General features: G+C 53.6%; 27 protein-coding genes. 26 read left to right on the forward strand and 1 reads right to left on the reverse strand.

Features of this window, described 5'->3' with window-relative positions:
• Positions 1–201 precede the first annotated feature (201 nt).
• From M3G15_RS10010 to M3G15_RS10060, 11 genes are all read left to right on the forward strand, one after another.
• Positions 202–795: an RNA polymerase sigma factor gene (locus M3G15_RS10010; protein ID WP_009226998.1), complete on the forward strand. Its 594-nt coding sequence runs from the start codon at positions 202–204 to the stop codon at positions 793–795.
• Positions 792–1,394 (forward strand): anti-sigma factor family protein, encoded by a 603-nt coding sequence (locus tag M3G15_RS10015; RefSeq protein WP_009226997.1) that lies wholly within the window; start codon positions 792–794, stop codon positions 1,392–1,394. Before M3G15_RS10010 ends, M3G15_RS10015 begins: the two co-directional genes overlap by 4 nt.
• 69 nt (positions 1,395–1,463) lie before the next feature.
• Positions 1,464–2,063 (forward strand): histidine phosphatase family protein, encoded by a 600-nt coding sequence (locus M3G15_RS10020; protein ID WP_009226996.1) that lies wholly within the window; start codon positions 1,464–1,466, stop codon positions 2,061–2,063.
• Between the two features lie 114 nt (positions 2,064–2,177).
• A complete protein-coding gene (locus M3G15_RS10025; protein WP_260070796.1) occupies positions 2,178–3,266 on the forward strand; it encodes a hypothetical protein in 1,089 nt (362 codons plus the stop codon).
• Positions 3,267–3,452: 186 nt separating this feature from the next.
• On the forward strand, positions 3,453–3,638 hold the full coding sequence (locus M3G15_RS10030) for an IDEAL domain-containing protein (protein WP_009226994.1): 186 nt from the start codon (positions 3,453–3,455) through the stop codon (positions 3,636–3,638).
• A gap of 131 nt (positions 3,639–3,769) precedes the next feature.
• On the forward strand, positions 3,770–4,192 hold the full coding sequence (locus M3G15_RS10035) for a YpiF family protein (RefSeq protein WP_260070797.1): 423 nt from the start codon (positions 3,770–3,772) through the stop codon (positions 4,190–4,192).
• A gap of 186 nt (positions 4,193–4,378) precedes the next feature.
• Entirely contained in the window at positions 4,379–4,921 is a 543-nt protein-coding gene (locus M3G15_RS10040; RefSeq protein ID WP_009226992.1) for a Rieske (2Fe-2S) protein, read from the forward strand.
• A gap of 16 nt (positions 4,922–4,937) precedes the next feature.
• Entirely contained in the window at positions 4,938–5,609 is a 672-nt protein-coding gene (gene qcrB, locus M3G15_RS10045) for a menaquinol-cytochrome c reductase cytochrome b subunit (protein ID WP_009226991.1), read from the forward strand.
• A gap of 81 nt (positions 5,610–5,690) precedes the next feature.
• A complete protein-coding gene (locus tag M3G15_RS10050; RefSeq protein ID WP_009226990.1) occupies positions 5,691–6,566 on the forward strand; it encodes a menaquinol-cytochrome c reductase cytochrome b/c subunit in 876 nt (291 codons plus the stop codon).
• A gap of 90 nt (positions 6,567–6,656) precedes the next feature.
• The gene (locus M3G15_RS10055) at positions 6,657–7,283 is read left to right on the forward strand and encodes a DUF1405 domain-containing protein (protein WP_260070798.1); all 627 of its coding nucleotides are present in this window, start codon (positions 6,657–6,659) and stop codon (positions 7,281–7,283) included.
• 58 nt (positions 7,284–7,341) lie between these two features.
• The gene (locus M3G15_RS10060; RefSeq protein ID WP_260070799.1) at positions 7,342–8,265 is read left to right on the forward strand and encodes a sporulation protein YpjB; all 924 of its coding nucleotides are present in this window, start codon (positions 7,342–7,344) and stop codon (positions 8,263–8,265) included.
• A gap of 73 nt (positions 8,266–8,338) precedes the next feature.
• Here M3G15_RS10060 and M3G15_RS10065 read toward each other — a convergent pair whose 3' ends face one another.
• Positions 8,339–9,208 carry a YitT family protein gene (locus M3G15_RS10065; protein WP_009226987.1) on the reverse strand — a complete coding sequence of 290 codons (870 nt, stop codon included), beginning with the start codon at positions 9,206–9,208 and terminating at the stop codon, positions 8,339–8,341.
• 209 nt (positions 9,209–9,417) lie between these two features.
• On the opposite strand from M3G15_RS10065, the gene M3G15_RS10070 reads away from it, so the two are divergent.
• The 15 genes from M3G15_RS10070 to M3G15_RS10140 all read left to right on the forward strand — a co-directional run bounded on the left by M3G15_RS10070 (position 9,418) and on the right by M3G15_RS10140 (position 24,548).
• Entirely contained in the window at positions 9,418–9,726 is a 309-nt protein-coding gene (locus M3G15_RS10070; protein ID WP_036646645.1) for a nucleotide pyrophosphohydrolase, read from the forward strand.
• A 56-nt stretch (positions 9,727–9,782) separates the two neighbouring features.
• Positions 9,783–10,313 carry a tetratricopeptide repeat protein gene (locus M3G15_RS10075; protein ID WP_009226985.1) on the forward strand — a complete coding sequence of 177 codons (531 nt, stop codon included), beginning with the start codon at positions 9,783–9,785 and terminating at the stop codon, positions 10,311–10,313.
• Positions 10,314–10,335: 22 nt separating this feature from the next.
• A complete protein-coding gene (gene dapB, locus M3G15_RS10080) occupies positions 10,336–11,142 on the forward strand; it encodes a 4-hydroxy-tetrahydrodipicolinate reductase (protein ID WP_009226984.1) in 807 nt (268 codons plus the stop codon).
• A gap of 14 nt (positions 11,143–11,156) precedes the next feature.
• Entirely contained in the window at positions 11,157–11,579 is a 423-nt protein-coding gene (gene mgsA / locus M3G15_RS10085) for a methylglyoxal synthase (RefSeq protein ID WP_009226983.1), read from the forward strand.
• Positions 11,576–12,289, forward strand: a complete 714-nt coding sequence (bshB1, locus tag M3G15_RS10090; RefSeq protein WP_009226982.1) for a bacillithiol biosynthesis deacetylase BshB1 — start codon at positions 11,576–11,578, stop codon at positions 12,287–12,289. Before mgsA ends, bshB1 begins: the two co-directional genes overlap by 4 nt.
• Before the next feature lie 40 nt (positions 12,290–12,329).
• Positions 12,330–13,490, forward strand: coding sequence for an N-acetyl-alpha-D-glucosaminyl L-malate synthase BshA (gene bshA, locus M3G15_RS10095; RefSeq protein WP_009226981.1), 1,161 nt, complete (start codon positions 12,330–12,332; stop codon positions 13,488–13,490).
• 178 nt (positions 13,491–13,668) lie between these two features.
• A complete protein-coding gene (locus tag M3G15_RS10100; RefSeq protein ID WP_397376607.1) occupies positions 13,669–15,039 on the forward strand; it encodes a CCA tRNA nucleotidyltransferase in 1,371 nt (456 codons plus the stop codon).
• Positions 15,014–15,997 (forward strand): biotin--[acetyl-CoA-carboxylase] ligase, encoded by a 984-nt coding sequence (locus tag M3G15_RS10105; RefSeq protein ID WP_009226978.1) that lies wholly within the window; start codon positions 15,014–15,016, stop codon positions 15,995–15,997. The genes M3G15_RS10100 and M3G15_RS10105 overlap by 26 nt, the downstream gene beginning before the upstream one ends.
• Before the next feature lie 308 nt (positions 15,998–16,305).
• Entirely contained in the window at positions 16,306–17,184 is an 879-nt protein-coding gene (gene panB, locus M3G15_RS10110; protein ID WP_260070801.1) for a 3-methyl-2-oxobutanoate hydroxymethyltransferase, read from the forward strand.
• Complete coding sequence (gene panC, locus M3G15_RS10115; RefSeq protein ID WP_260070802.1) at positions 17,181–18,083, forward strand: pantoate--beta-alanine ligase; 903 nt, start codon at positions 17,181–17,183, stop codon at positions 18,081–18,083. Before panB ends, panC begins: the two co-directional genes overlap by 4 nt.
• Positions 18,083–18,466 carry an aspartate 1-decarboxylase gene (panD, locus tag M3G15_RS10120; RefSeq protein ID WP_009226975.1) on the forward strand — a complete coding sequence of 128 codons (384 nt, stop codon included), beginning with the start codon at positions 18,083–18,085 and terminating at the stop codon, positions 18,464–18,466. The genes panC and panD overlap by 1 nt, the downstream gene beginning before the upstream one ends.
• A 420-nt stretch (positions 18,467–18,886) precedes the next feature.
• Complete coding sequence (locus M3G15_RS10125) at positions 18,887–19,516, forward strand: tetratricopeptide repeat protein (RefSeq protein ID WP_260070836.1); 630 nt, start codon at positions 18,887–18,889, stop codon at positions 19,514–19,516.
• 196 nt (positions 19,517–19,712) lie between these two features.
• Entirely contained in the window at positions 19,713–22,568 is a 2,856-nt protein-coding gene (gene dinG, locus M3G15_RS10130; RefSeq protein ID WP_260070837.1) for an ATP-dependent DNA helicase DinG, read from the forward strand.
• Between the two features lie 40 nt (positions 22,569–22,608).
• Positions 22,609–23,253, forward strand: a complete 645-nt coding sequence (locus M3G15_RS10135; RefSeq protein WP_009226972.1) for a redox-sensing transcriptional repressor Rex — start codon at positions 22,609–22,611, stop codon at positions 23,251–23,253.
• Positions 23,250–24,548, forward strand: a complete 1,299-nt coding sequence (locus M3G15_RS10140; protein WP_260070803.1) for an amidohydrolase — start codon at positions 23,250–23,252, stop codon at positions 24,546–24,548. Before M3G15_RS10135 ends, M3G15_RS10140 begins: the two co-directional genes overlap by 4 nt.
• Positions 24,549–24,597: the final 49 nt, after the last annotated feature.

Here is a 24,597-nt window from a genome sequence, read left to right on the forward strand (position 1 = left end):
GCATATTTTTTTAATTCCTACTCCTATGGTATAATATCCTCAATGTTTGGCAATGCTGTTAATTTGCTGTCTTGTTGGTATGATATTTTTTAGTTTATGTTACATAGATCACCGCAACTTTTTCGCCCCTGTTCGGTAATAATTTAGGAAAGAATCGAACGGGAAGATGGCCCATGGAAGCGCGAGGAGGATCGCACCTAAATGACGGATTCCCAAATGATTCGCGAAATTAAGGAAGGTAACACGGAACTGTACTCGGAGCTGATGCGAAGGTATCAGCGGAAGATTCTAGCTTTCGTGTATCACATGTTAAAGAGCGCTCATTTAGAGCTGCTTGCTGAAGATTTATGCTCGGAAACGTTCTATAAAGCATTTCGCAGCTTGCATTCCTTTAGAGAGCTGGATGCTTCTTTCTCAACCTGGTTGTATACGATTGCCCGTAACACGGTGCTCAGCGAGCTCCGCAAGCAACGAAACGGTAACGTCCCCTTGGAGGAAAGCGGGATTATTCCCGTAGCCCCAAGCGAAGTCGCCCCGGAGCAAGCGGTATTGCGGAACGAGAAAGTGGGCATGGTGAGAGAAGCAATCAACAATTTGCCGGAGAAGCAAAGGTCAGCTTTGATCTTGCGTGAATACGATCAATTGGATTACCAGGAGATCGCAAACATACTGGGACAAAGCGTCAGCGCCGTGAAGTCGCTATTGTTCCGGGCGCGCAGCAGTGTAAAGAGTCAGCTTGAACCCTACTTTTATGAACCCATCTACGAGCATTACGAAGGGATGAAAAGCAGATGAATTGTAAAGAGGCCCAAGAATTGTTCGGATTGTTACGGGACTTGCCCGAACAACACCCACAGCGGCTAATGCTGGAACAGCATCTTTTGGGCTGCGAGTCTTGCGCGGGCGAATACCAACAATGGGAAGAATGCCTGGACATGCTGCAGTACATACCGATCGAAGTGACAGAAGAGCAAGCGGAAGCGGTCAACCGGCGAGTGATGGACCGGATTTATGCCGAATCGCCTTGGCTGGCTCCCGATGTGAAGCGCGGCGTGACCCGTCGTATTCGGCGGCGGGTGGTGATTTGGGCCGCCAGCTTCCTTGCGATCTTCGTCTTTAGTTTTGGATTCCTGCTGATGGATCATTTTACGACGGACCAGAAAAGTGCCGAGCCGACGACCGGGATTCTCCCGGCCGCCGTTGTGGTAGCGGGATCGGAGTCGGATACGTATGAGGATTTCTCGATCGCCTTAACTAGCGTCTCGCGTGGGATTGTAGAGCCTTTTGCGGTACAAATGGGTCCGGCCTATCCGCAATATTGGATGTACCTGTCCATGGGCGGTATGCTGCTGGCACTCTTTTCCTGGAAAGGGCTGCGCCGAACCAAAAGATAAACTTGGGTCCTAACGCTTCTCCCGCTTTCGGAGCGGGCGGGGCGTTTTTACATCTAAAGGGGGATGATTATGCTCGTTGGGTTGATTCGCCATGGACTTACCGATTGGAACGCAATCGGAAGAATTCAAGGACAAAGCGATATTCCGTTAAACGATGAGGGACGGCGTCAAGCCGAGCTGCTGGGCAGAAGATTGAAGGAGGAAAACGAATACCGCTGGGATTTCGTCCTGACGAGCACGTTGTCACGGGCGCGGGAGACCGGTTCGATCATCGCCGATGCGCTCGGGATTCCGCTATACGATCCGGATCCACGGTTGATGGAACGGTCGTTTGGCAAGGTTGAGGGGCTGACGCTAACAGAAAGGGAAGCCTTATGGGGAAAAGATTGGGATCGCCATGAACTCGGGCAGGAGAAGGATGAGGAGATTCGTCAGCGGGCCTTGTCTTTTATGACCGATTTGGCGGAGCGTTACCCGTCGAATAACATCCTGGTCGTTACCCACGGCGGCCTGTTGGCTCAGTTATACATTGCCTTGTATCAGGAGAGATGCCAGGAGCGCATCGGCAACTTATCGCTCACCATTCTGGAGAAAAACGAGCAATCCTGGGACCTGCGGCTTTATAATTGTACGCGTCATCTGCAGGAAAGCGTCCAGGAACCAAAGTAAATCGGCTTAGGCCGGTTTCTTTTTTTGCCTATTTCATGGAATAATTTTGCTTTCAGGGAATAAACGCCGGAAAACCTTCCCATAATGGGATTAAAACGGCGAGGCGGTAAAACTATGAATCTTGCGGATATGCTCACTTATGCCGATATCGGACAACTTAGCAGAATAGCGGATCATTACCGCTGTGAATGCAACGGGCACTCGAAGCATGAACTGATTCAATCCATCCTGCAGACAGTAGGGCGCCGCGATTTTATCGAGCGCTATATCGGCAGCATGAGTATGGAGGATTTGCGCTTCCTGAACACCCTGCTGTTTGATGGTCGTCGTCAGTTCAGCCTGGAGGAATTGGTTGCCTGTGCACAGGGCTCGCGGTTTACGGAAGATGCGAAGGAACGGGAAAGTCCGCGGGAGATGATCACCCGCTTTCGCCAGCAGGGTTGGCTGTTTAATGGCACCACCCAGCAAACTCGCTATCTGTTTGAGGTTCCGGAGGACTTGAAGCAGCGTTTCCGCGAAGCACTGGAACGCCGGTTTCTTGCCGAGGTGAAGGCGGCCGCCGCCGAACCGCCGATGTACCGGGAGGAGCCGGAGATGTTGTCCGCCGACCTGCTGCTCTTCCTGCAATACGTTTCCCGGCATGACATCCCGCTGAATAGCGAAGGGGTCATGTATCGGAGAAACCAGTCGCAGATCATGGAATCGCTGCACGTCTCCGAGGGGCTGGTTGGCAAAGGGTGGCGTTTCGGGTATGGCCGCCGTTTTAAGGATTATCCCAACCGGTTTGCGCTGCTCTACGACTATGCCTATCATTTCCGTCTCATTCAAGAGAACAACCATCGACTGGAATTGACGGATACGGGAGTGGTCTACCTGACGGAGGAACGCAAGGAGCCGATGATCCAGTTCGTCCGCTTTTGGTTAAGATTATATAAAGGACCTATACCCAATTTGCTGTCTCTCGTCTACTGGATTGTCTGCTGTTCGAAAGAATGGGTGACGGTCTCCTCGCTGTTCGAACGAGTAGAGCCGCTGATCAAGCCGTTCTTCTACGACTCTCCGGCTTCGATTTTTGAAGAGCGGATCCTGCAGATGATGCTTCATCTCGGGATGGTGCGCTTCGGAGAAGACGAGCAGCGCGAACGATATGTGCAGGCTTCCCCGTTCGGGAAACAAGCGGTTCAGCAAATCCATAAGGGCTAGGCCGGGATCCGCGAATGCCGCTAGGCACAGACATATTCATGAGAATGGGGGCAAACGTCTCCCATATCGGCGAAGATATCGGTGAATATCTTTAAGTATGAGCAGGTTGTGAAGTGACGGAATCTACGAGATGTGTGACGGTATGGAAAAGAATATCTATGTAACGATGGTTTGGAGGTGCATCCTATGGATCAGATGAAGGTTACTTATGAAGCAATGCTTGGATTGGCGGCGGAAATGATATGGGACGAAGCGCTCCGGAAGCATCGCTCGGAACAGATCTACAACGAGATTGACACCGCCTTGGCGAATGGCGACGAGGTTGCCTTCCGGCTCCTGACGGATGAACTGAAAACACTAGAAGAACGCTAAAAGCAAACCGCCCTATCTGTTCACAAGAATACGAACGGATGGGACGGTTTTTTTGTGAGGAGATGAAGGATGGATTTGTCAAGGATCCCTGTTTATAATGGGAAGACATTGATCGAAGAAGGGGATGCAACATGAAATTTAGTGAAATTGAAGCTTCCGCCTGGGAAGAGCTGCGCCCATACCTGGATACCTGCTTGATTCCGGTAACGGGATTATCCGGACAAGAACGCCCGTATGAAGTCACCAAAAAGTTGGAAAGGCTGAGAGATGTCCTCGATTGGGTGGAAATCCCTTTCAAGGGAAGGGTCGTTACGTACCCGTCATACCAATACCAGACGCCGGATATGGCGCAGACCCTAAATGATTTGTGCCGAAATGTCAAGGGCAGTGGATTTGCGTATGCCGTGGTCATCTCTGCAGATTTTGAGTGGGGAGATGAGCAGCTTCCAGAGGCAGATTTAATCGTGACGCCAGGCCGTTTTGCAGCGGATTCCAAGGAGGGAGCTGCGGCACGAGTGAAGGCGGCAGTACAAGAAATGTGGCAAGGCAAATAGCGATGATGATTGTGACAAAATATCGACAATTTCAAGTGGGACAAGCTTTTTGCGGGTCAAAAAAATGTGTCAAATTCTTGACGCTCTTAAAACGCTAATATATTATTAATATGTCTTACGCGATGTTGTGATAATTATCATTGAAACGCACGGAAACAATTGCTTGACAAGGGGGGTTGAAGACATATGAGCAATCAGCATGACCAGCAGGAATCCTCGCACAAACCGCCTATTCGCAAAGAGATGTCCCGTCGGCAATTTCTTACATATACGCTAGGGGGCGCCACAGCATTCATGGTGGGTGGGGTGACGCTTCCTATGGTTCGTTTTGCGGTTGATCCGATTTTGCACAAGAAAGGCGAAGGTACCTTCGTTAAAGTTGTGGAAGTGAGTAAGATTACCAGCGAACCACAGGAATTTTCGTTCGAGCTCAAGCAGCAAGACGGTTGGTACTTAAGTACAGCTTCCCTGACGGCTTGGATTCGCAAAGACGAAAGCGGCAAAATTTATGCGCTTTCACCGATCTGTAAACATTTGGGATGTACGGTCGGTTGGAATAACGACAAGAATTTCCCGAATGAATACCATTGCCCTTGCCACGGTGCGCATTACACCAAGGAAGGCAAGCAGTTGGCGGTGGCGTCGAAGCCGCTGGATGAGTACAAGGTTATGATTAAGGACGACTGGGTTTATCTGGGGGATATCATCCCGAACACCATCGTGAAATAAGGAGGCGTAGATTCGGATGTTTAAAAATGTATACAACTGGATTGACGAACGTCTTGATATCACGCCGATTTGGCGCGATGTGGCCGATCACGAGGTTCCGGAGCACGTGAACCCAGCGCATCACTTCTCCGCGTTTGTGTATTGCTTCGGCGGCTTGACGTTTTTTATTACGGTGATCCAGATCTTATCGGGGATGTTCCTGACCATGTATTACGTTCCCGATATTATTAACGCTTATGCCAGTGTAGAATACCTGCAGACCCAGGTCGCTTTTGGCCAGATTGTCCGCGGGATGCACCACTGGGGAGCAAGCTTGGTTATCGTTATGATGTTTCTACATACGCTTCGCGTTTTCTTTACCGGTTCCTACAAGGCACCACGCGAAATGAACTGGGTAGTCGGCATGCTGATTTTCTTCGTCATGATCGGTCTCGGTTTGACGGGTTACCTGCTGCCATGGGATAACAAAGCTTATTTCGCAACAAAGGTAACGTTGGAAATCGCCAACTCCGTACCGGTGTTGGGTCCGGTTATTAAGGAACTGCTGCAAGGTGGATCGATTGTAGGGGCAGAAACGTTAACTCGCTTCTTTGCCATTCACGTGTTCTTCCTGCCTGCAGTATTGCTGATCCTCTTGGTGGGTCACTTTATCATGATCCGCAGACAAGGGATTTCCGGTCCTCTATAAGAAGCGTGGGGCAAAGCTGATTCTAATGAATTAAATTAAGTTTCGAATGACCTCTATAAGAGAAGGGGGGGCAAAAAGGACATGGCTCATCATGACAATTCGAAGGAAAAGGTCGTATACGTCGGCGATTCCCGCGTCCGTAAGGGCAAGGGCTTTATTACGCCTCCGGATTATACGGCGTATCCCGGCAAGTCGGAAGCGTTCATTCCTAACTTTTTGCTGAAGGAATGGATGGTTGGCGTCGTTGTGCTCGTTGGATTCCTGGTGCTGACGATTTCGGAACCGGCTCCGCTGGGCTTCCCGGCCAATCCGACGGCTTCGGTTATCCCGATGCCGGACTGGTACTTCCTGTTCCTGTATCAATATCTGAAATATCCCTATGCCTCCGGCGATTACGTCGTGCTGGGTACGATGGGGATTCCGGCAGTGATGTTCGGCGGCTTGCTGCTCGCGCCGTTCTTGGATCGGGGCAAGGAGCGCCGCTTCTATAAGCGTCCGATCGCATCGGCGCTGATGTTTCTTTCGATCGCGGCTGTCGTTTATTTGACCAACTTTGCTTGGACGCATTACCAGAAAGAACTTCAAGCGACAGGTCAAGTACCGGAACATATTCAGCGGGAAGAACAAGCTCGCGAGAATCGGGAGAAGGGCTTGCCCACGTCGAATGCGAACCGTCAGGAAGAGGTCGCGATCGTGGATAAGGACGACCCAGCCATGGAAGTATACAAGAAAGCGACCTGCGTATCGTGCCATGGGGCTGACCTGAAAGGAGCGGCTGGACCATCGCTTCGCGGCGTTGGTGACAAGCATGATAAGGAAGCAATCCTTTCGATTATTAAAGAAGGATACAATGGCAAGATGCCTGCAATGTATGATACTGCGATTAGCGCAGGCTTGACGGATCAAGACATCGACCACTTGGCTGAATGGCTTGCGAAACAAAAAGCAGAACAGTAAAATAAGTAGTAATCTAAAAACCTGATCGTATTGCGATCAGGTTTTTTTAAGCTGTGGTGCTATTTTCGTGGAAAAAGAGGGAGATCGCGCTTGAAACTATCGGATCTGTGGAGCAAGTCTTTTTTATCTTCCCGCTTCATTCTTTGGGCATTGTTCGTATGTAATCTATTGGGGACGGTTTACGGCTATATTTGGTATGATGCGCAGCTGCTAGACACCTGGCGGAACCATCCGCATTGGCAAATCGTGTTCGTTCCGGACAGCCCGACGGCCAGCTTATTCTTTACGTTAAGCTTGCTGTTTTTGTTGTTCCCGGCGACATTGGCTAAATATTACCGCCTCCGAACCCTGATCGAGGGGCTGGCGGTCGTGACGAGTGTGAAATACGGGGTGTGGGCCGTGACGATGATTTTTGCCGGGGCGTATCAGGGCGGGGAGCTGGTGTGGCAGGACTGGATGCTGGTCGCCTCCCATTTGGCGATGGCCGTAGAGGCGATGCTGTTTGTCCGATTGTATAAGTTTGGGACGTTGATGCTGCTTGGGGCCGGTGCCTGGACCCTGCTAAACGATACGGTGGATTATACCTATGAGGTCTATCCCTGGTTACCGGAGACGTTGTGGGATGACGTGCCCGAAGTGGCGGTCTTTACCGTCCTCTTGACGGTGGCGAGCATTGCCGCCGGCTGGCTGGCGCTGAAGCAGGCCAAACGCGCCTGAGAGCGGGGTTCTAACGTAGGACAGCCTGCCATACCATGATGGTAGGGAGGGGATGTCCGTGAGAAGAACTTGGTTGAAAGGAGCGGTAGCCGTACTTGCTTTGCTTGCCGCCATGCTGCTATGGAATTCGGTGGTATTCGCTCAGCCGGAGAAGAACGGGACTGAGAGCACGCCAGCAACGTTGAAGGCGGTGGCGCCAGCGATGTCCGAACAGGAACGCAGCGAGCGGCTAAAGCAGCTTGAGTTGGCATCGGAACGGCTATATGAGCATATGCAGCAGGGAAGTACCCAAGAAGCATTGGCTGACATGGAGGCGTTAATTAACGCGCTGGAGGGGGTATCCTTTAAGGGGTTAACCTCGGTGGAGGGCATCCATGCCTTGGCGGAAACGATTATGGACACCAAAGAGACGTTAGTTAAGGTAGATATTCAGCCTGAAGCGTGGGCGCAATCCTCGGCCCGACTGCGGCTGGCGGTCAATAGCCTGCTGCATCCAGATAAGGCCTTATGGCAGCAATATTATAAAGTCATGTCCGATAATTTGCAGCAGATGAAACAGGCGCGCGCAGGCGGAAAACCAGCGGAGCTTCGTAAGGCGTTCCAAGCGTTACAGGATCATTACGATGTCGTCCGCCCGGCCGCAGTGATTCGTCGCCCGGCCTCGGAGATCAACCGCTTTGAGTCGTGGCTGTCGTATACGGGAGGGCTAAGCAGTGCACCATCCTGGGATGAAACGGCTCTGAAAGGGGCCATCGAGCAAGGAGAAGGCGCATTAAAAGCACTGTTTGGCCGCCGGGGAGACGAGCCCGTATTCCTGCCGGTCACCGGCGTAGACAGCCCGTGGTATTGGAGCGCTCTGATCGGGCTTTGGATCGTGCTTGCCTTGACCTATACGGGAATCCGGAAGTATCGCGCTGACCAAGCCGTAACTGCCGTACGAGCGCAGCGCCGGGCGGAAGAGATGAATCGGTACCGGCTTTAAGCCGTGAATCACACAAAAAGCTTAAGAGGCAGGGATGACCTTAACCCTCTTAAGCTTTTATGTTTATGTGCCTTTAATCTTCCTTGAACCCTTCCCCGTGTACATCGTGGACGTCATTGATGATAATAAATGCCCGCGGATCCACGGATTTGGCGATCGATTGCAACCGCCGACTTTCCTGCCTCGACACGACGCAGTAGGCCATATGCTTCGCTTGCTTGGAGTAAGCCCCAATGGCCGGAATCAGTGTGACGCCACGATCCATCTCCTTCGTAATGATATCGGCAATCGCGGGGGCATGGTCGCTGATGATCGTAAACGCCTTGGCGGAGTACGCACCCTCTTGAATAAAATCGATCACTTTCGAGGCGATAAATACGGCCACAAGCGTGTACAAAATATTTTCCTTCCTAATATAGAAGAGCGATAACCCGATAATGATGATGTCCAGCGTCAGGATGACCTGCCCCATACTAAACCCGTACTTGCGGCCAAGAATCCGCGCCACGATATCCGATCCTCCGGTTGTGCCGCCGAAACGGAAGACGATGCCAAGTCCTGCCCCCAGCGTCACCCCTGCATACAACGAGACGAGGATATAGTCCGTCTGCGTTTCGAACGGCAAAATCCAGCCCTCATCAATCATCCGTTCAAACAGCCACAGGAAGAGCGTTAATGAGCCGATGCCGACTCCGGTCCAAAGAATGGACCGTCCGCCGAGGATCTTCCAGCCGATCAGAAACAAAGGGATATTTAGCATGAGGTTGGACAGCGAAGGTGAAATGCCAAACGCATAGTTCAGCAGCAGCGTCACGCCTGTAACCCCGCCTTCCATCAGTTGGTTGGGCAGGATAAAATAAAGAAGGCCAAACGCATAAATCGCCGTACCCAGCATGATGGGCAGCAGCGTTTTTAGAAATCCGGTTAATTTGCTCAAAGCCATGAAAAAACCTCACCTGTCCCCAGCGTAATTTATGTTATGTAGCTTACTACCGCCAATTGGATAGATCTTCCTATCCTAGTATACCTTTTTCCGCGCCGATTAAAAAAGGATTTGTTTTCGTCACCTACTTACGATAACATAGGGGAAAACGGGACATAAAGCGGAGGGATTGGCACTTGGATAGGAACAATGAGAAATCTCTCGCGGAAATGCAGCGCGAAGTAGACCGTTATATTTCGCAGTTTAAAGAAGGCTATTTCAGCCCGCTGACGATGCTCGCTCGAATGGCGGAGGAAGTAGGCGAGCTGGCCCGCGAGGTGAACCATACCTTTGGTGAGAAGCCAAAGAAGAAGGATGAACCGGAAAATTCGATCGAGCTGGAATTGGGCGATATCCTGTTTATTACCATATGCTTTGCCAATTCGCTTGGGATTAATCTCACCGAGGCCCATGATAAGGTGATGCATAAGTTTGCGACCCGGGATGCGGATCGATGGACGAAAAAGGACACCGAATAGGGTCATCCTTCATATGCTGTTAGCATGATCATCCCTACAGTAAAGGGGGATAGCATATGAAGGCGGAGGATTATTTACAACGAGCTTACCGCAGCATCTATGAAAACGACTTTGCGCAGGCGATGCACTGGTTCGAGCGAGCGCTGGACGTCCAGCCGGATCACGCGGACATCCATTATCGCTACTCGATTACCTGCGCCCGGAGCGGGCAGCTGGATAAGGCGCTGCAACACGCGCGTCTGGCTGCGGCCTTGGAGCCTGAGCAGGACGAATATAAGCTGCATTGCGATCGTTTGCAGTCCATGGAACTGACGCAAATGGCCAGACGGCAGCTGGAGGCGACCGGCGCCAAGCGGAAAGCGGCAGCCGAGCCGGCAGCCCGCATGTTAAAGCGTGCGGTCGAGCTTGATCCGTTGTCGTTGGATGCGCAGGTTTGGCTGGCGATCGCCTACGGCGAGCTGGAATGCTACGACCTTGCGCTGCAGGCGGTTCGCAATGCATCGGCCCTTCCTTTGGACGCCGGTGCAGCAGGTCAGCTGAAAGAGCTGGAGCAGCGATTGAAGCAGCAAATGAAGCAATCATCCTAGTAGAGAATGTGAGGAGATCGAGATGTCGGAACCGATTAAAGTCGCCGTGGCGGGCGCCGCAGGCAGAATGGGCAGAGAAGTCGTAAAAATGGTGCTCCAGGACCCGGAGCTTCAGCTGGTTGCCGCTGTGAATTTATCAAATGAAGGCATCGATGCCGGAACGCTGGTTGGCCTTCCGGCTTGCGGCGTGCCGATAACCACGAATTTAGAAGAGGCGCTGCGGGAGACGAGCCCGCGAGTGCTTGTAGACTTTACGACACCGCAGTATGCTTATACGAACACCGAACTCGCGATTCGGTACGGCGTTTCGCCGGTTGTAGGGACGACCGGGTTTACGCCGGAGCAAATCGAAGAACTGGACAAGCTGTGCCACGCCCAGGGGATCGGTGGTTTGATCGCTCCGAACTTCTCCATCGGGGCGATTCTGATGATGCGTTTTGCGGCACAGGCGGCGAAATATTTTCCGCATCTGGAAATCATCGAATACCACGGCGACCAGAAGCTGGATGCCCCTTCAGGGACAGCGGTGAAGACGGCTGAGCTGATCGCGCAGAACCGGAAGGAGCTTCGTCAGGGCAACCCGAATGAGGAAGAGACGATTGAAGGCGCACGCGGCGGTTATTATAACGGTTTTCGGATACATAGCGTCCGGTTACCGGGCGTATTTGCACAGCAGGAAGTTGTGTTTGGCGGTTTTGGCCAGACGCTGAAGATTCGTCATGATTCGTATGAGCGTGCCGGTTACATGCCGGGCGTGAATTTGGCCATTAAGAAAGTGATTGACTGCAAGGGCATGATTTACGGGTTCGACCATTTCATGGATGAATAAAGGGGATAAGGCATATGTTAAACATCGCATTTATAGCTCATGACCGTAAGAAAGAAGATATCGTTAATTTCGTCATCGCCTACGAGCATGTATTCAAAGATAAGCGGCTTTATTCCACGGGGACGACCGGAAGGCAAATCATGGAAAATACTTCGCTAAAAATACACCGGTTCCTGTCGGGACCGCTCGGCGGGGATCAGCAAATCGGTGCGTTAATTGCCCAGAACGAGATGGATCTGGTCATCTTCCTGCGCGACCCGTTGATGGCACAGCCCCATGAACCGGACATCACCGCACTGCTGCGCTTGTGCGACGTACACGGGATTCCAGTAGCAACGAATATGGCCACCGCCGAAATTTTGGTACGTGCCTTGGATCGCGGCGACTTCGGTTGGCGCGAACTGGTGGAACAGAATAAACCGGGGTTGACAAAATGAACGGCTTACTGGATATCTTAATCTTTGGGGCACATGCGGACGATGCCGAAATCGGCATGGCCGGCACGATCGCCAAGCATATTGCCGCGGGGTACCGCGTGGGCATTTGCGATTTGACCGAAGCCGAGCTGTCCTCCAATGGCAATCCGGTGCTGCGTAAGCAGGAAGCCGAGGCGGCAGCCGATGTGCTCGGATTAGCCGCTCGCATCAATTTGGGGCTTCCTGACCGTGGGTTAACCGGGTCGGCGGAGCAGCTGGCTGCGGTAACCGAGGTGATTCGTCAGTATGCACCGCGGGTGGTTTTTGCCCCGTATTGGGAGGATCGCCACCCCGATCATATCGATTGCAGCAAGTTGGTGGAGGCTGCGGTCTTCAACGCCAAGCTGCGTCGGTACATGCCGGACAAGCCGGCGGTCGCTGCGCCTGAGCTTTATTTTTATTTCATTAATGATTGGGTGACGCCTGATCTGATCGTCGATGTGAGCGCAACCTACGAGCAGAAGGAGCGGGCGCTCCGGTGCTACCGTTCTCAATTCGAGGCCGGTTCGCCGGGCGAAGACATTGCCTTAACCCCGCTGAATCAGGGATATGTGGAACGGGTCAAAGCCCGCGACTCGCTGATTGGTCAGCGTGCCTTGATTCCTTTCGCAGAAGGGTTTATGACGAAAACCGCATATCAGGTTAATCTATTTGGCTCCCATCGCACATAAGCTGAAAGAGGGAACAAACAACAAAGGAGGCCCCCACCATATGGAACCATTTTTGAAAATTGGCATCACATGTTATCCATCCTTGGGCGGTTCGGGGGTTGTGGCCACCGAGCTCGGGAAGCTGCTGGCGGAGAAGGGCCACGAAGTCCATTTTATTTCGCATAGCGTTCCTTTTCGCTTAGGGAGTTACCATAAAAACATTTTTTACCACGAAGTTGAAGTCAGCGATTACTACGTGTTCCGGTATCCGCCTTATGATTTGTCCTTAGCCACCAAAATGGCTACGGTAGCCAAAGAGCAAGGACTGGATATTCTGCATGTTCATTATGCGGTGCCACACGCGGTTTGCGCGTTTCTCGCCAAGCAGATGGTGGGAGACTCGCTTAAGGTCGTGACAACGCTGCATGGGACCGATATCACCGTATTGGCGCAGGACGAATCGCTCAAGGACTTGATTCGGTTGGCGATTAATGAAAGTGACGCTGTAACCTCGGTGTCCCGCGATTTGATGCGGGAAACCCGCGAGGTCCTCGACATCACGCGGGATATCGACTTGACGTATAACTTTGTTGACGAGCGGGTGTATTACCCGCGCGACGCCAAGAGCTGCCGGATGAATTTTGCCGCTCCCGGCGAGAAAGTGCTGATGCATATCTCCAACTTCCGGCCGGTGAAGCGGGTGAGTGATGTGGTGGATATTTTCCATCAAGTCAACCGGGAAGTTTCGTCGAAACTGTTGTTTGTCGGTGAAGGACCGGAATTGCCCAAGATCCAATGCAAAATCAAGGAGCTGGGCCTGGCCGACCGGGTGCATTTCCTCGGAAAACAGGACGATATCGCTCATGTGATTTCCATGGCGGACGTCTTGCTGCTGCCTTCGGAGAAGGAAAGCTTTGGCCTGGTCGCCCTGGAGGCGATGGCTTGCGGAGTGCCGACCATCGGCTCAATTGCAGGCGGGATTCCGGAGCTGGTGAAGCACGGGGAGACCGGTTTCCTGGCGCCGATCGGCGATACGAAGCAGATGGCAGAGTACTGCATCTCGCTGCTGAAGAACCCGGAGCTGGCTGAGCGGATGCGTGAAGCCTGTTTAACCCGGGCCAAAACCGAGTTCAGCAGCGATAAAATGATGGCAGCATACGAAGAAATTTATTACCGTGTGCTAAATGTTCCAATGCCAACGTTAAATCCGGCGTGCGGTTGATGGGACCGGACGATGATTAAGCGAATTCGCAGCATGTTAACGGCGCAGGGCTGGAGAGCCCTGCGCTTGCTGTGCCGATTTTTTGTCTATGCTTGTATTGATTGGAAGGGAGGTGTCCGCAATCGAAAAACATCATTGGAGTCAAGTTGACCCCCTTATGCTAGCTCAGGGGGAACGTGTGCTGCGTATTTTGCGAGATGGCGGGCACCAGGCTTTTTTTGTCGGGGGTTGTGTGCGTGATGAACTCATGGGGCGCCCGGTCCACGACATGGATATTGCTACTTCAGCGAAGCCGGATGAGGTGGTTCGGTTGTTTGAACGCACGATCCCAACGGGAATTCAGCACGGGACGGTAACGGTGATGATGGGGGATCATGCGTTTGAGGTGACGACGTTCCGCAAGGAGTCGGATTACGCCGATTTTCGCCGTCCGACTTCGGTGGAGTTCGTCGATGCGGTGACAGAGGATTTGCGGCGGCGGGATTTTACGATGAATGCGATCGCCCGGGGGCTGGAAGGCGAGCTGATTGACCCGTTTGGCGGCCGGATGGATATTGAGCGCGGGCTGATCCGCTGCGTGGGCGATGCCAAAGAACGGTTTGCGGAAGATGCCCTGCGCATGATGCGGGCGGTCCGGTTCGCTTCGACCTTTGGGTTCCGCCCGGTTTTAAGCTTGTGGAAGGCGCTCCTTGCAGGCCGGGACAAGCTAGGCTACATTGCGAAGGAGCGCGTGCGGATGGAGCTGGAAAAAATAGTGCTGGGCCCGGATCCGCTGCGCGGGCTGGCCCTGCTGGAACGCAGCGGGCTGCTGCGGTACGCGAAGGCAGCGCAGGAGCCCGCTGCGGCGGAGGCGCATGGCGCCGAGGCGGGGGCGGGCGCCGCTGAGGCAACGCCAGGCGCTGCAGCCACGCCAGGCGCCATCGCCGCGCTGTCGCGGCGCCTGCTGCACCGCGAGCCGCCGCGCCGCGCGCTGCTGGCGGCGCTGCCGCTGCTGGCGCCTGCGCCGCCGGCGCTGCGCTGGTCGCTGCTGCTGCAGGCGCTTGGCGCCCCGGGCGAGGCGGCTTCCCCGCTGCTCAAAAGCTGGACGTTCTCGAACCAGACCGCCCAAGAGGCGGCTGGGATCGTCCGCTTTGACGAAGCGTGGGAAGCCATCCTGGCCGAGGCGCCAGGTGAGCGCGAGCAGCGGCGCGGCTGGATCGGCCTGCAGGTCGCGTTTGGCCGCGAGACCGCCGGGCGGTGGCTGCACCGCCAGCAGGCGGTGGTGCAAGCGGCCATAGGCGACGACGCCAAGCGGCAGGCCGACCAGGCCATCCTGGCACGCGCGGGCCAGTGGCACCGCGAGGTGCAAGTACATACGCTGAAGGAGCTGGCCATCAGCGGCGGCGAAGTGCTGCAAACGGCCGGCCGCAAAGGCGGCCCTTGGCTTAGCGAACTGCTGAAGCAACTGCTGATCGCAGTTGCCGCAGGTGAGCTGCCCAACGACCGGCTAACTCTCCTGAAACATGTGGAAACGGTGGTGAAGAATGATGGAAGCAAACCGATTGCTTGACATGCTGCTGGAGCATCCGGGGCAATATATATCTGGCGAGGAGCTCAGCCGCCGGCTGTCGATCAGCCGGACGGCGGTATGGAAGCAAATCGCCAAGCTGCGCGAAGAAGGCTACGAATTTGAGTCCGCCCCGCGCAGGGGATACCGGTTGACTCGGCAGCCCGACAAGCTGAGTCATGCCGGTTTGCTGCATGCCTTGCAGGGGACGAAGACGTTTGGACAACGGCTGAAGCTGCTGGACAGCACGTCCTCCACGCAGGAAGAAGTCCGCAAGCTGGCGGAGGAAGGCGCGCCTCACGGCACCCTTGTGCTCGCCGAAGAGCAGACGGCGGGGCGCGGGCGCCAAGGTCGCCGCTGGTATTCACCGCCGGGCAAAGGCGTGTGGATGAGCCTATTACTGCGTCCCGACCGCCAACCGCTGTCGATTGCGCCGCAGTTGACCTTGCTGACCGCAGTGGCGGTTTGCCGCGCCATACGGAAAGTCACCGGCGTAGATGCCGGTATCAAATGGCCAAATGATATTTTAGCCCGCGGCCGTAAGCTGTGCGGCATTATCGTGGAGTCTGCGGCGGAGGACGAGCTGATCCGGTACGCCGTCGCCGGGATTGGCATTGATGTCAATCTGACGGCTGCTGACATTCCGCCGGAGCTGGAGACCATCGCGACCTCATTATGTATTGAAAGCGGGCGGCGGATTGATCGGACAAGCTTGATCGGCGCGGTGATCAAGGAGCTGGAGCAGCTTTACGAGCTTTATATCCAGGAAGGTTTTGCACCGATCGGCCACTTGTGGGAGGCGCTGTCGGTCACGTTGGGCCGAGAGATCACCGTGCATACGCCAAACGGGGTGCTCCAAGGCACAGCAACCGGATTGGATTCGAGCGGCGCATTATTCCTTTTGGATCAGAATGGCAAACATTTCACGATATTCTCTGGAGAAGTACAACTTGGCGGATGAAAAAAATAACGTAATTTGTTATACTGAGCACAGGAGGCGGTATCGGCATCGTTCTGAACTGCACTCCGGTTGCTTGTCGGAGGTATGAATGTGGTGAAAGTTCAAACCGTCGGCCGACTTTTTGAACGACCACAAATCAAGTTGCGTTGGATTCTGCTCTGAGCCGAAAGAGGACCGAGACAGAAGAACGAGGATATAACTCACTCTTCTTTGGACTTCGGACCTTTTTAGTGCCAAACTAAAAGGTTTTTTTGTTGTGCGCGTTTTTGGAGGACTCGCACAAAGTCAAACCGAAGGAGATGGATCAAATGGCAGGGAAACAAGCTTTAAACATTGTGAAAATGAAAAAAATGAAGCAAGACGGCATTCCGCTCGCGATGATTACCGCCTACGACTATCCGTCGGCCCAACTGGCCGAGGAAGCGGGTGCGGATTTGCTGCTCGTCGGAGACTCGCTGGGCAACGTTGTTCTCGGGTATGATTCGACGATCCCCGTAACATTGGACGATATGGTATACCATGCCCGTTCCGTTGCGCGCGGGGCGCAGCATACCTTCATCGTGGTTGACATGCCGTTTATGACATATCACGGAAGTATTGACGAAACGTTGCGGAACGTCCGCCGTTTGATGCAAGAAGGTCGTGCCCATGCCGTCAAAATGGAAGGCGGTGCGGAGATCGCTCCCGCCGTCCAAGCCATCGTGCAAGCCGGGGTGCCGGTGCTGGGGCACATCGGATTGACGCCTCAATCTGTTAACCAGATCGGCGGTTACCGGGTGCAGGGCAAAGACGCTGCTGATGCGAAGCGGCTCATGGAGGATGCCAAGGCGTTGGAATGCGCCGGTGCCTTTGGTATTGTGCTGGAGCTGGTAACGGAAGAAGTGGCAACGGCGATCTCCCGCGAGTTGAGTATTCCGACCATCGGCATTGGCGCGGGACGCGGCTGCGACGGTCAAGTGCTGGTGTACCATGACGTGTTGAAATATACGGCGGATTACCGGGATAAACGGTTTGTGAAAACCTACGCCGATATTGGCGCGCAGATCCGCCAAGGGATTTTAGAATACGTTACGGATGTCAAAAACCGCTCGTTCCCGGCAGAAGAGCATGTGTTCCGCGCGGATCAAGGCGTGCAGGAATCACTGGGAACTTTGTATGGCAAAGGAAAGGTGGAAGTCCGGTCATGAAGACCTTTAACAAGATTGTCCCGCTCCGTGAACAGTTGAAGGATGCACGGTTCACAGCAGCGAAAGAAGGAAAATCAATCAAAGTTGCGCTCGTGCCAACGATGGGATATCTGCACGAGGGGCATGCAAGCTTGTTGCGTAAAGCACGGGCGGAGAACGATCTGATAGTGCTGAGCATTTTCGTAAACCCGATTCAGTTCGGGCCCAACGAGGATTTTGAGCGCTATCCCCGCGATCCGGAAAAAGACCTGGCCTTGGCCGAGCGTGAGGGCGTGGATTTCGTCTTTTTGCCTAGCGTTGAAGAAATGTATCCCCAACCGACCCGCACCCATATTAAGGTCGCTGGTTTGACGGACGTGCTGTGCGGTGCTTCGCGACCGGGCCATTTCGACGGGGTAACCACCGTTGTCGGTAAGCTGTTTCATATCGTGCAGCCGGACCGCGCTTATTTCGGGCAAAAGGATGCCCAACAGGTGGCGGTAATCACGCGCATGGTAGAGGATTTGAACTTCGATGTCGAAGTCATTCCTTGCCCGATTGTTCGTGAGGCCGATGGACTGGCGCTCAGCTCTCGAAATGTGTACTTGAGTGCGGAAGAACGGCAGGCTGCACTTGTCTTGTCCCGCAGTCTCGAGCGCGCAAGAGCTAAAGCAGAGGGAGAACGTCCGGTGACCGCAGGGGAGCTGCGGGCGGAAATCCGCGACACAATCAGCGCTGAACCGCTGGCGAATATCGATTATGTGGAAATTTCGGATTTTCCGGAATTGTCGCCTTTAGCGGACGATGAATGTGTTGATGCCGCTGGCCGCCAAAAAGGTGTGTTGATCGCCGTTGCCGTGAAATTTGGCACGACGCGGCTGATCGATAACGTCATTTTAACGAAGAAGGTGAACCATTAATGTATAGAACGATGATGAAATCGAAAATTCACCGCGCAACCGTGACGGAAGCTAACCTGAACTATGTGGGCAGCATTACGATCGACGAGGATCTGATGGAGGCTTCCGATCTGCTGGAGAACGAGCAGGTGCAAGTCGTCAACAACAATAACGGCGCCCGCCTGGAAACGTATGTGATTCCGGGACCTCGCGGCAGCGGCGTGATTTGTTTGAACGGTGCGGCGGCACGACTTGTGCAGCCGGGCGACAGTGTCATCATTATTTCTTATGCCCAAATGTCGCCGGAAGAAGTCCGCAGCCATAAACCAACCGTCGTGTTCGTTGACGAAAACAACAAGCCGGTGGATAAGGCGCATCAAGAACTCCATGCCATGATCCGTTAATAAGGTTGTTCAAAAAGCATCTTCGGATCACGAGGAGGCCATGGGGGAAGGGGCTCGGCGTCAGCCGGGCCCTTCGTATGTTTAATTATGATGCGGCCGCGCTACACTATTCATGCCGCCGAATTGTATTCGATTTTTCGCATATAATTGGGCTGTAGTTCGCATTACCCCCAATCTATTCGATTTTTCATATAGAATTTGGGAAATTGCCCGCTCAACCCACAATTTTGTATGAAATTTCGAATACAATGAGCTGTAAATCGCAACAAACGCTGAAATGTATTCGATTTTTCACATCCAATCAGAGAAACGGGCCATCAAAAAGTGTAATTCCTCCCTGCCGGAATGAAATCGTCCCCCGAAACAAAAAATGTACGTAAGGCTCGGACTGATTTCATTTTCGTTAGGGGGATGCGAATGATGTTTCAGCATGTGTTTGCGGAAATGAATGAGATGTTGGACGAAATCACGAGGAAATACCCATTGGCCGGCCATGCCCAGAAGCAGGAGCTCGCGAAGAAATGGAGCCTGCTTCAGCATATGAGCGACGGCATTATCGAGGAATGGCTGAGCTTTGAGGAGAAAATGGGATATTTACGCCATGCGTTCCGGAGCCTGGAGTCCAGAGAGACCCCCGATCTTCCTGAATTGGATGACCCCGCCTTTGTGAAAGGCCAAGGGTATTACAAGCTGCTGATGTTTCCCCAGGCTTCTGCTCAATTTGAGCAGGTGGTGAAGCAATTTACGGACAGCGTGTTGGCTCGGACTTATCTAGGGATGTGCCATCTGCACCTCGAGCAATTTGACAAAGCCGCCAAGCATTTCTGGATCGTGCTGGAAAAGGCTGCGAACAAGCGGCTGCGTTCCATTATATACAACGCGCTGGGGTGTATCGAGGCGCACAAGGGCGTATTTGAGAAGGCAAAAGAGTACTTCAAGTTGGCTCATCACAGCGATCCGTCCTTGCCCGAGCCGTTGGCCAATTTGGAGGCTTGTGCGAACAGTACAGGTAAACTGCATTACGGTCCCGAGTTGACTTCGCTATTGTAGGATTTATGATTCATTAACTGCAGGTCACGCACTTATTTACGGCATGTTTTTGGAAGCGATGCGAACACCGCTCATGGCGGCGCATCGCTTGTTTTGTTTTGTGATTTTTATTACAGATATGGTTTGTATTAATTTTCAAATTGGCTATCTTCTGTTATGCTGTAAAGAGACTGGAATGAAGGGACAACTAATTGCAATGAAATATGCTGTGCTTGATTTTGAAACGACGGGTAACCAGTCCTCCGATGATATTATTCAAGTGGGACTTGCCATTATAGAGCCGGATCGATCGATTTCTCAGGTGTATCGTTCCTTCGTCAAGCCAGGCGTTCCGATCCCACCGTTTATTACGGGGTTAACGGGCATCACCGATGAGGATGTGAAGGATGCGCCGGAGCTGGACGAAGTGATGATGGAGATGGTTCCACTCCTGAACGACGTCGTGTTGGTTGGGCACAACGTAGCATTTGATTTTAATTATCTGCAGAGCGCCTTGGACAAAACGGGCTACTTGCCGTTCACCGGACGGATCCTGGACACAATGGATTTCTTGAAAATCCTGTTCCCTTCGCTGACTTCTTACCAGCTGGGGATGGTGGCGGCGGAGTTCGAGGTGGAGCATGAGCGTCCGCACCAGGCGGACAGTGACGCGCTGGCGACGGCGCTGATTTTCCTCAAATGCTTGGAGGAATGTGACCGACTGCCGCTGCTGACCTTACAGCGTTTGGCCGATCTGTTTGCAGGTGAGGACAGCGATCTCGGGTGGTTTTTTGATGCCATGGTGCAGGAGAAGGAGCGCGAAGCGCTGCCAAGCGAAGACGGCTTTGTATACTACCGCCAATTCGCCTTGCAGGTTGAAGATTGGCTTGACATTGAAGCGCCAAGGGACAGCACGGAGCGCAATCCGCTGGCGGGCGTGACCTTCGAGCAGTTTATGGAGCAGGTCCGGGAACGATTGCGGGAGCGTTTGCCGCAGTATGAGGAGCGGGAAGCCCAGAACATGATGCTGAATGAGGTCATGCGGGCTTTTGAGGAAGACAAGCATTTGCTTGTTGAAGCTGGAACGGGAACGGGCAAATCCTTAGGATATCTGCTGCCGGCCATTTACCACAGCGTCAAGAACGAAGAGAAGGTCATGGTCAGCACGCACACCATCAACCTGCAGGAGCAGCTTAGGGAGCGCGATGTGCCGTTGTTGACGGAGGTCGTGCCTTTTCCGTTTCGTGCAGCCGTTTTTAAAGGTAGGCAGCATTATTTGTGCTTGCGCAAATTTGAACATAAAATAAATAGAAAAGACTTCTCAACACCTAAAGAAGAGGTGATGACGGCCGCGCAAATGGTCGTATGGCTTACCCAAACGGAAAGCGGCGATGACGAAGAGCTGAATCTCGGCAATCGCGGCGGTGATTTATGGGAGACGGTGGCCAGTGAGTCGGAATCCTGCTTAGGCCGATCCTGTCCTTGGTTCCGCAAATGCTTCTATCATCGCGCAAAACACGAAGCCGGTGTCGCGGACGTGGTCATTACGAACCACTCTAAGCTGTTTACGGACATCCAGGCGGGGCATCAGCTGCTGCCGGGTTACGAGCGGCTGGTTATCGATGAAGCGCATCATTTAGAGGATGTGGCCGGCAAGCATTTGGGGATTCATATGAAGTATTTTACGGTCGTGCATACGCTGACCCGGTTATTTAAAGACAGCAAGACGGGGCAGCTGGCCAACCTTCGCAGCTCGCTTGAAGCGTCGGGCGCGGAGAAAGCCTCAGAATGGTGCTCAGTCATCGACGGAATCTATCCAACGCTGGTGGACGTGAAGGAGAGCTGGGACAAGCTCAGCGAGCTGCTGTTCAGCTTGATGCCTGACCGCAGCGACGCCGCCCCTGGCGATCCCGGGCAATTCGTGTACCGGCTGTTGCCGAATCGAAAACCAAAGGATTGGGAGACGCTGACCGCGCTCGAAAATCAAATTTACGTAGGTCTTGGCGACGTGCTTCGGAAAGGGGAGCGCCTCCTGTCCGAAATCCGAGAAGAGCAGGACGATTATGCAGCGGAGAGCCTGATCACCGATATCAGCGGCTTGTTTAAAGATTTAGCCGGGGAACGGGAAGCGCTGCGCTTCTTCATGAAGTTGGAGAGCGAGGACACCGTCTATTGGATGGAGGCGAACGGGAACTTCCGTAGCCGGTCGCTCCAGATGTATGCGGTGCCGATTGACGTCAGCGCTCAATTGAAGCAATTTTTCTTCGACCGGAAGAAGAGTGTCGTTATGACGTCCGCGACTTTATCGGTGGATAAATCGTTCCAATATATGATCGAGCAGCTTGGCTTGACTGAGGCGGCGGAAGAGGATCGGTTGATCACAGCGATGCTGCCCTCGCCGTTTAACTACCGCGATCAGGCGTTGCTGGTGATCCCGCGCGATTTTCCAAGTGTGAAGGGCAGCGTGGGGGATGACCATTTCATTCATACGCTGGTGCAATCGCTGGCGGATGCCGCGGTGGCGACGCAAGGTCGCATGCTGGTGCTGTTTACATCCTATCGGATGCTCAGGCAGGTGTATGACCCGCTGAAGGAACTGCTCGCAGCGGAGGGAATCACGGTGATCGGGCAAGGGATGGACAGCGGCAGCCGCACCAAGCTGACCCGACGGTTCCAAGGGAACAGCGCATCGGTGCTGCTCGGGACAAGCAGCTTTTGGGAAGGGGTGGATATTCCTGGCGAGGCGCTGACCAGTTTAGCGATCGTACGCTTGCCGTTCCAGCCGCCAAACCACCCGCTGATGGAAGCGAAGAGCGAACGCCTGCAGCGGGAGAAGAAGAATCCATTCATGAAACTGTCCGTCCCGCAAGCGGTTATCCGCTTTAAGCAAGGATTCGGACGACTTGTCCGCTCGTCGCAGGACCGCGGCATCGTGATCGTTTATGATACCCGGATCCTGGAATCTTATTATGGAAAATATTTCTTATACTCTTTGCCCGGACCGAAGATGGAGCATATGCCATTAACTCAGATGGTTCCGCGCATCTCGGAATGGTTAAATCCCGAAGCCTAAGCCGCTTCATAGATCGCATTGAAGAATAGGGGGAACAAGCATGAAGTCAGATAAAATTTCGGACGCTGTCGTCCGCAGACTGCCGGTTTACCTGCGTTTCTTAAATGAACTCAGCCGACGGGAGGTGCCAACGGTGTCCTCCCAGGAGCTCGGACAGAAGCTGGATCTCAATCCGGCGCAAATCCGTAAGGATTTGGCTTATTTCGGCGATTTTGGCCGGAAGGGGATCGGCTACGATGTCGCTTATTTGATTGAAAAAATTCAACAAATTCTCAATCTGGACCAACAGATTAACGTCGCGCTGGTGGGTGCCGGGAATCTGGGGCAAGCCCTTTCGAATTATAATGCGTATTTGAAGGATAATATGAAGATTGTTGCGGTGTTCGACGCTTCACCGGCTAAGATCGGCAAGCAGATCAACAACATCACGATTCAGCCGATCGAAGAGCTGGCGGAAACCGTCCGGGCGAAAAATATCCGCATCGGCATCATCACCGTGCCGGATACGGAGGCGCAACGCGTAGCGGATGAGCTGGTTGCCGCCGGAATCGGTGCGATTCTGAACTTCGCGCCAACGATTCTGAAGGTTCCGCCGGAAGTTCGGATCCATGCGGCTGACTTCACTACTGATTTGCTGAGCTTGGCTTACTACTTGGAAGACGGAAAGGAAACAAGCAACGTATGAGTCGTAAATGGTTAATTAAGAACGGGACGTTTGCCGTCTTAAATGCGGACCGTCCTGTAATTCACGGATATATGCTCGTTGAGGGCGATACGATCAGCTATATTGGCGAAGAGCGCCCGGAAGGCGTGGAAGGCGCCGAAACGTTGGACGGCAAAGGGTTGTTGTTCCTGCCGGGCCTGATCAATACCCATGGCCATGCGGCGATGTCGCTGCTGCGCGGCTATGGGGATGATATGGTGCTGCAAACCTGGCTGCAGGAGAAAATGTGGCCGATGGAAGCCAAATTTACTGCGGCGGATGTGTATGCCGGTACGGCGTTATCTGTGTTGGAAATGCTCAAGGGCGGGACGACGACGTTCCTGGATATGTACGATCACATGGACGAAGTGGCCAAAGTCGTGGAGGAATCGGGTATTCGCGCCGTGTTGATGCGCGGGGCCATCGGGTTGTGCTCCCCGGAAGAGCAAGATCAGAAGCTCAAAGAAGCGATCGCGTTTGCTCAGAACTGGCACGGCAAGGCAGAAGGCCGCATCACCACGATGATGTCGCCGCATGCACCATACACCTGCCCGCCAGCCTTTATCGAGAAATTTGTGCAAGCTGCCCATGATCTCGATTTGCCGATGCACACGCATATGTCGGAGACGCGCGCCGAGGTAGAGCAGAACGTTAACGATTACGGCGTCCGCCCGGTAGAACATTTGCTGAAGCTGGGGATGTTCTCCCGCCCGACCCTGCTTGCCCACGCTGTGCATTTGACGGACGAGGAAATCGACATCTTGGCAGCGCACGGCGTTACCATCTCGCATAACCCAGGCAGTAACCTGAAGCTGGCCAGCGGGGTCGCCCGCGTACCGGAACTCCTGAAGAAGGGCGTAGTTGTATCGCTGGGTACTGACGGTCCGGCGAGCAATAATAACCTGGATATGCTGGAGGAGATTCGTTTGGCTGCGCTGATTCATAAAGGCGTATCCGGCGATCCAACGGCGGTTCCTGCGCTGGAAGCTCTGAAAATGGGGACGGAATACGGCGCGAAATCGGTCTTCTTGCAAAATACAGGCAAGCTGGCTGCTGGCATGAAGGCGGATATCATCGCCTTAAATACGGAGCAAGCCCATTTCCTGCCGAGAACGGATTATATCTCCCATACCGTTTATTCCGCTGGCGCCAAAGATGTAGAGCATGTCTGGGTCAACGGTAAGCAGGTAGTCAAGCACGGTGCTTGTCTGACACTGGATGAAGAACGCATCCGCTACGAGGCGCAAGCGGCGTTTGAGGGACTGTTGGCACGATAATGAGCGGCGCGCGGTTTCCTGAAGGAGGCTGCTTGCTTAGGAAGGGAAA

The organism is Paenibacillus sp. p3-SID1389 (assembly GCF_025151705.1).
In the GTDB taxonomy this organism is placed as follows: domain Bacteria; phylum Bacillota; class Bacilli; order Paenibacillales; family Paenibacillaceae; genus Fontibacillus; species Fontibacillus phoenicis.

What these genes read in the sequence shown, in the direction of transcription:
- mgsA (WP_009226983.1), top strand. Translation starts at nt 11,157, where the DNA reads ATGTTAAACATCGCATTTATAGCTCATGACCGTAAGAAAGAAGATATC.
- bshA (WP_009226981.1), top strand. Translation starts at nt 12,330, where the DNA reads ATGGAACCATTTTTGAAAATTGGCATCACATGTTATCCATCCTTGGGC.
- dinG (WP_260070837.1), top strand. Translation starts at nt 19,713, where the DNA reads ATGAAATATGCTGTGCTTGATTTTGAAACGACGGGTAACCAGTCCTCC.
- M3G15_RS10025 (WP_260070796.1), top strand. Translation starts at nt 2,178, where the DNA reads ATGAATCTTGCGGATATGCTCACTTATGCCGATATCGGACAACTTAGC.
- M3G15_RS10070 (WP_036646645.1), top strand. Translation starts at nt 9,418, where the DNA reads ATGCAGCGCGAAGTAGACCGTTATATTTCGCAGTTTAAAGAAGGCTAT.
- M3G15_RS10020 (WP_009226996.1), top strand. Translation starts at nt 1,464, where the DNA reads ATGCTCGTTGGGTTGATTCGCCATGGACTTACCGATTGGAACGCAATC.
- M3G15_RS10015 (WP_009226997.1), top strand. Translation starts at nt 792, where the DNA reads ATGAATTGTAAAGAGGCCCAAGAATTGTTCGGATTGTTACGGGACTTG.
- panB (WP_260070801.1), top strand. Translation starts at nt 16,306, where the DNA reads ATGGCAGGGAAACAAGCTTTAAACATTGTGAAAATGAAAAAAATGAAG.
- qcrB (WP_009226991.1), top strand. Translation starts at nt 4,938, where the DNA reads ATGTTTAAAAATGTATACAACTGGATTGACGAACGTCTTGATATCACG.
- dapB (WP_009226984.1), top strand. Translation starts at nt 10,336, where the DNA reads ATGTCGGAACCGATTAAAGTCGCCGTGGCGGGCGCCGCAGGCAGAATG.
- M3G15_RS10075 (WP_009226985.1), top strand. Translation starts at nt 9,783, where the DNA reads ATGAAGGCGGAGGATTATTTACAACGAGCTTACCGCAGCATCTATGAA.
- M3G15_RS10050 (WP_009226990.1), top strand. Translation starts at nt 5,691, where the DNA reads ATGGCTCATCATGACAATTCGAAGGAAAAGGTCGTATACGTCGGCGAT.
- M3G15_RS10040 (WP_009226992.1), top strand. Translation starts at nt 4,379, where the DNA reads ATGAGCAATCAGCATGACCAGCAGGAATCCTCGCACAAACCGCCTATT.
- M3G15_RS10125 (WP_260070836.1), top strand. Translation starts at nt 18,887, where the DNA reads ATGTTTCAGCATGTGTTTGCGGAAATGAATGAGATGTTGGACGAAATC.
- M3G15_RS10035 (WP_260070797.1), top strand. Translation starts at nt 3,770, where the DNA reads ATGAAATTTAGTGAAATTGAAGCTTCCGCCTGGGAAGAGCTGCGCCCA.
- M3G15_RS10140 (WP_260070803.1), top strand. Translation starts at nt 23,250, where the DNA reads ATGAGTCGTAAATGGTTAATTAAGAACGGGACGTTTGCCGTCTTAAAT.
- panD (WP_009226975.1), top strand. Translation starts at nt 18,083, where the DNA reads ATGTATAGAACGATGATGAAATCGAAAATTCACCGCGCAACCGTGACG.
- M3G15_RS10010 (WP_009226998.1), top strand. Translation starts at nt 202, where the DNA reads ATGACGGATTCCCAAATGATTCGCGAAATTAAGGAAGGTAACACGGAA.
- M3G15_RS10135 (WP_009226972.1), top strand. Translation starts at nt 22,609, where the DNA reads ATGAAGTCAGATAAAATTTCGGACGCTGTCGTCCGCAGACTGCCGGTT.
- M3G15_RS10105 (WP_009226978.1), top strand. Translation starts at nt 15,014, where the DNA reads ATGATGGAAGCAAACCGATTGCTTGACATGCTGCTGGAGCATCCGGGG.
- bshB1 (WP_009226982.1), top strand. Translation starts at nt 11,576, where the DNA reads ATGAACGGCTTACTGGATATCTTAATCTTTGGGGCACATGCGGACGAT.
- M3G15_RS10030 (WP_009226994.1), top strand. Translation starts at nt 3,453, where the DNA reads ATGGATCAGATGAAGGTTACTTATGAAGCAATGCTTGGATTGGCGGCG.
- M3G15_RS10065 (WP_009226987.1), bottom strand. Translation starts at nt 9,208, where the DNA reads ATGGCTTTGAGCAAATTAACCGGATTTCTAAAAACGCTGCTGCCCATC.
- panC (WP_260070802.1), top strand. Translation starts at nt 17,181, where the DNA reads ATGAAGACCTTTAACAAGATTGTCCCGCTCCGTGAACAGTTGAAGGAT.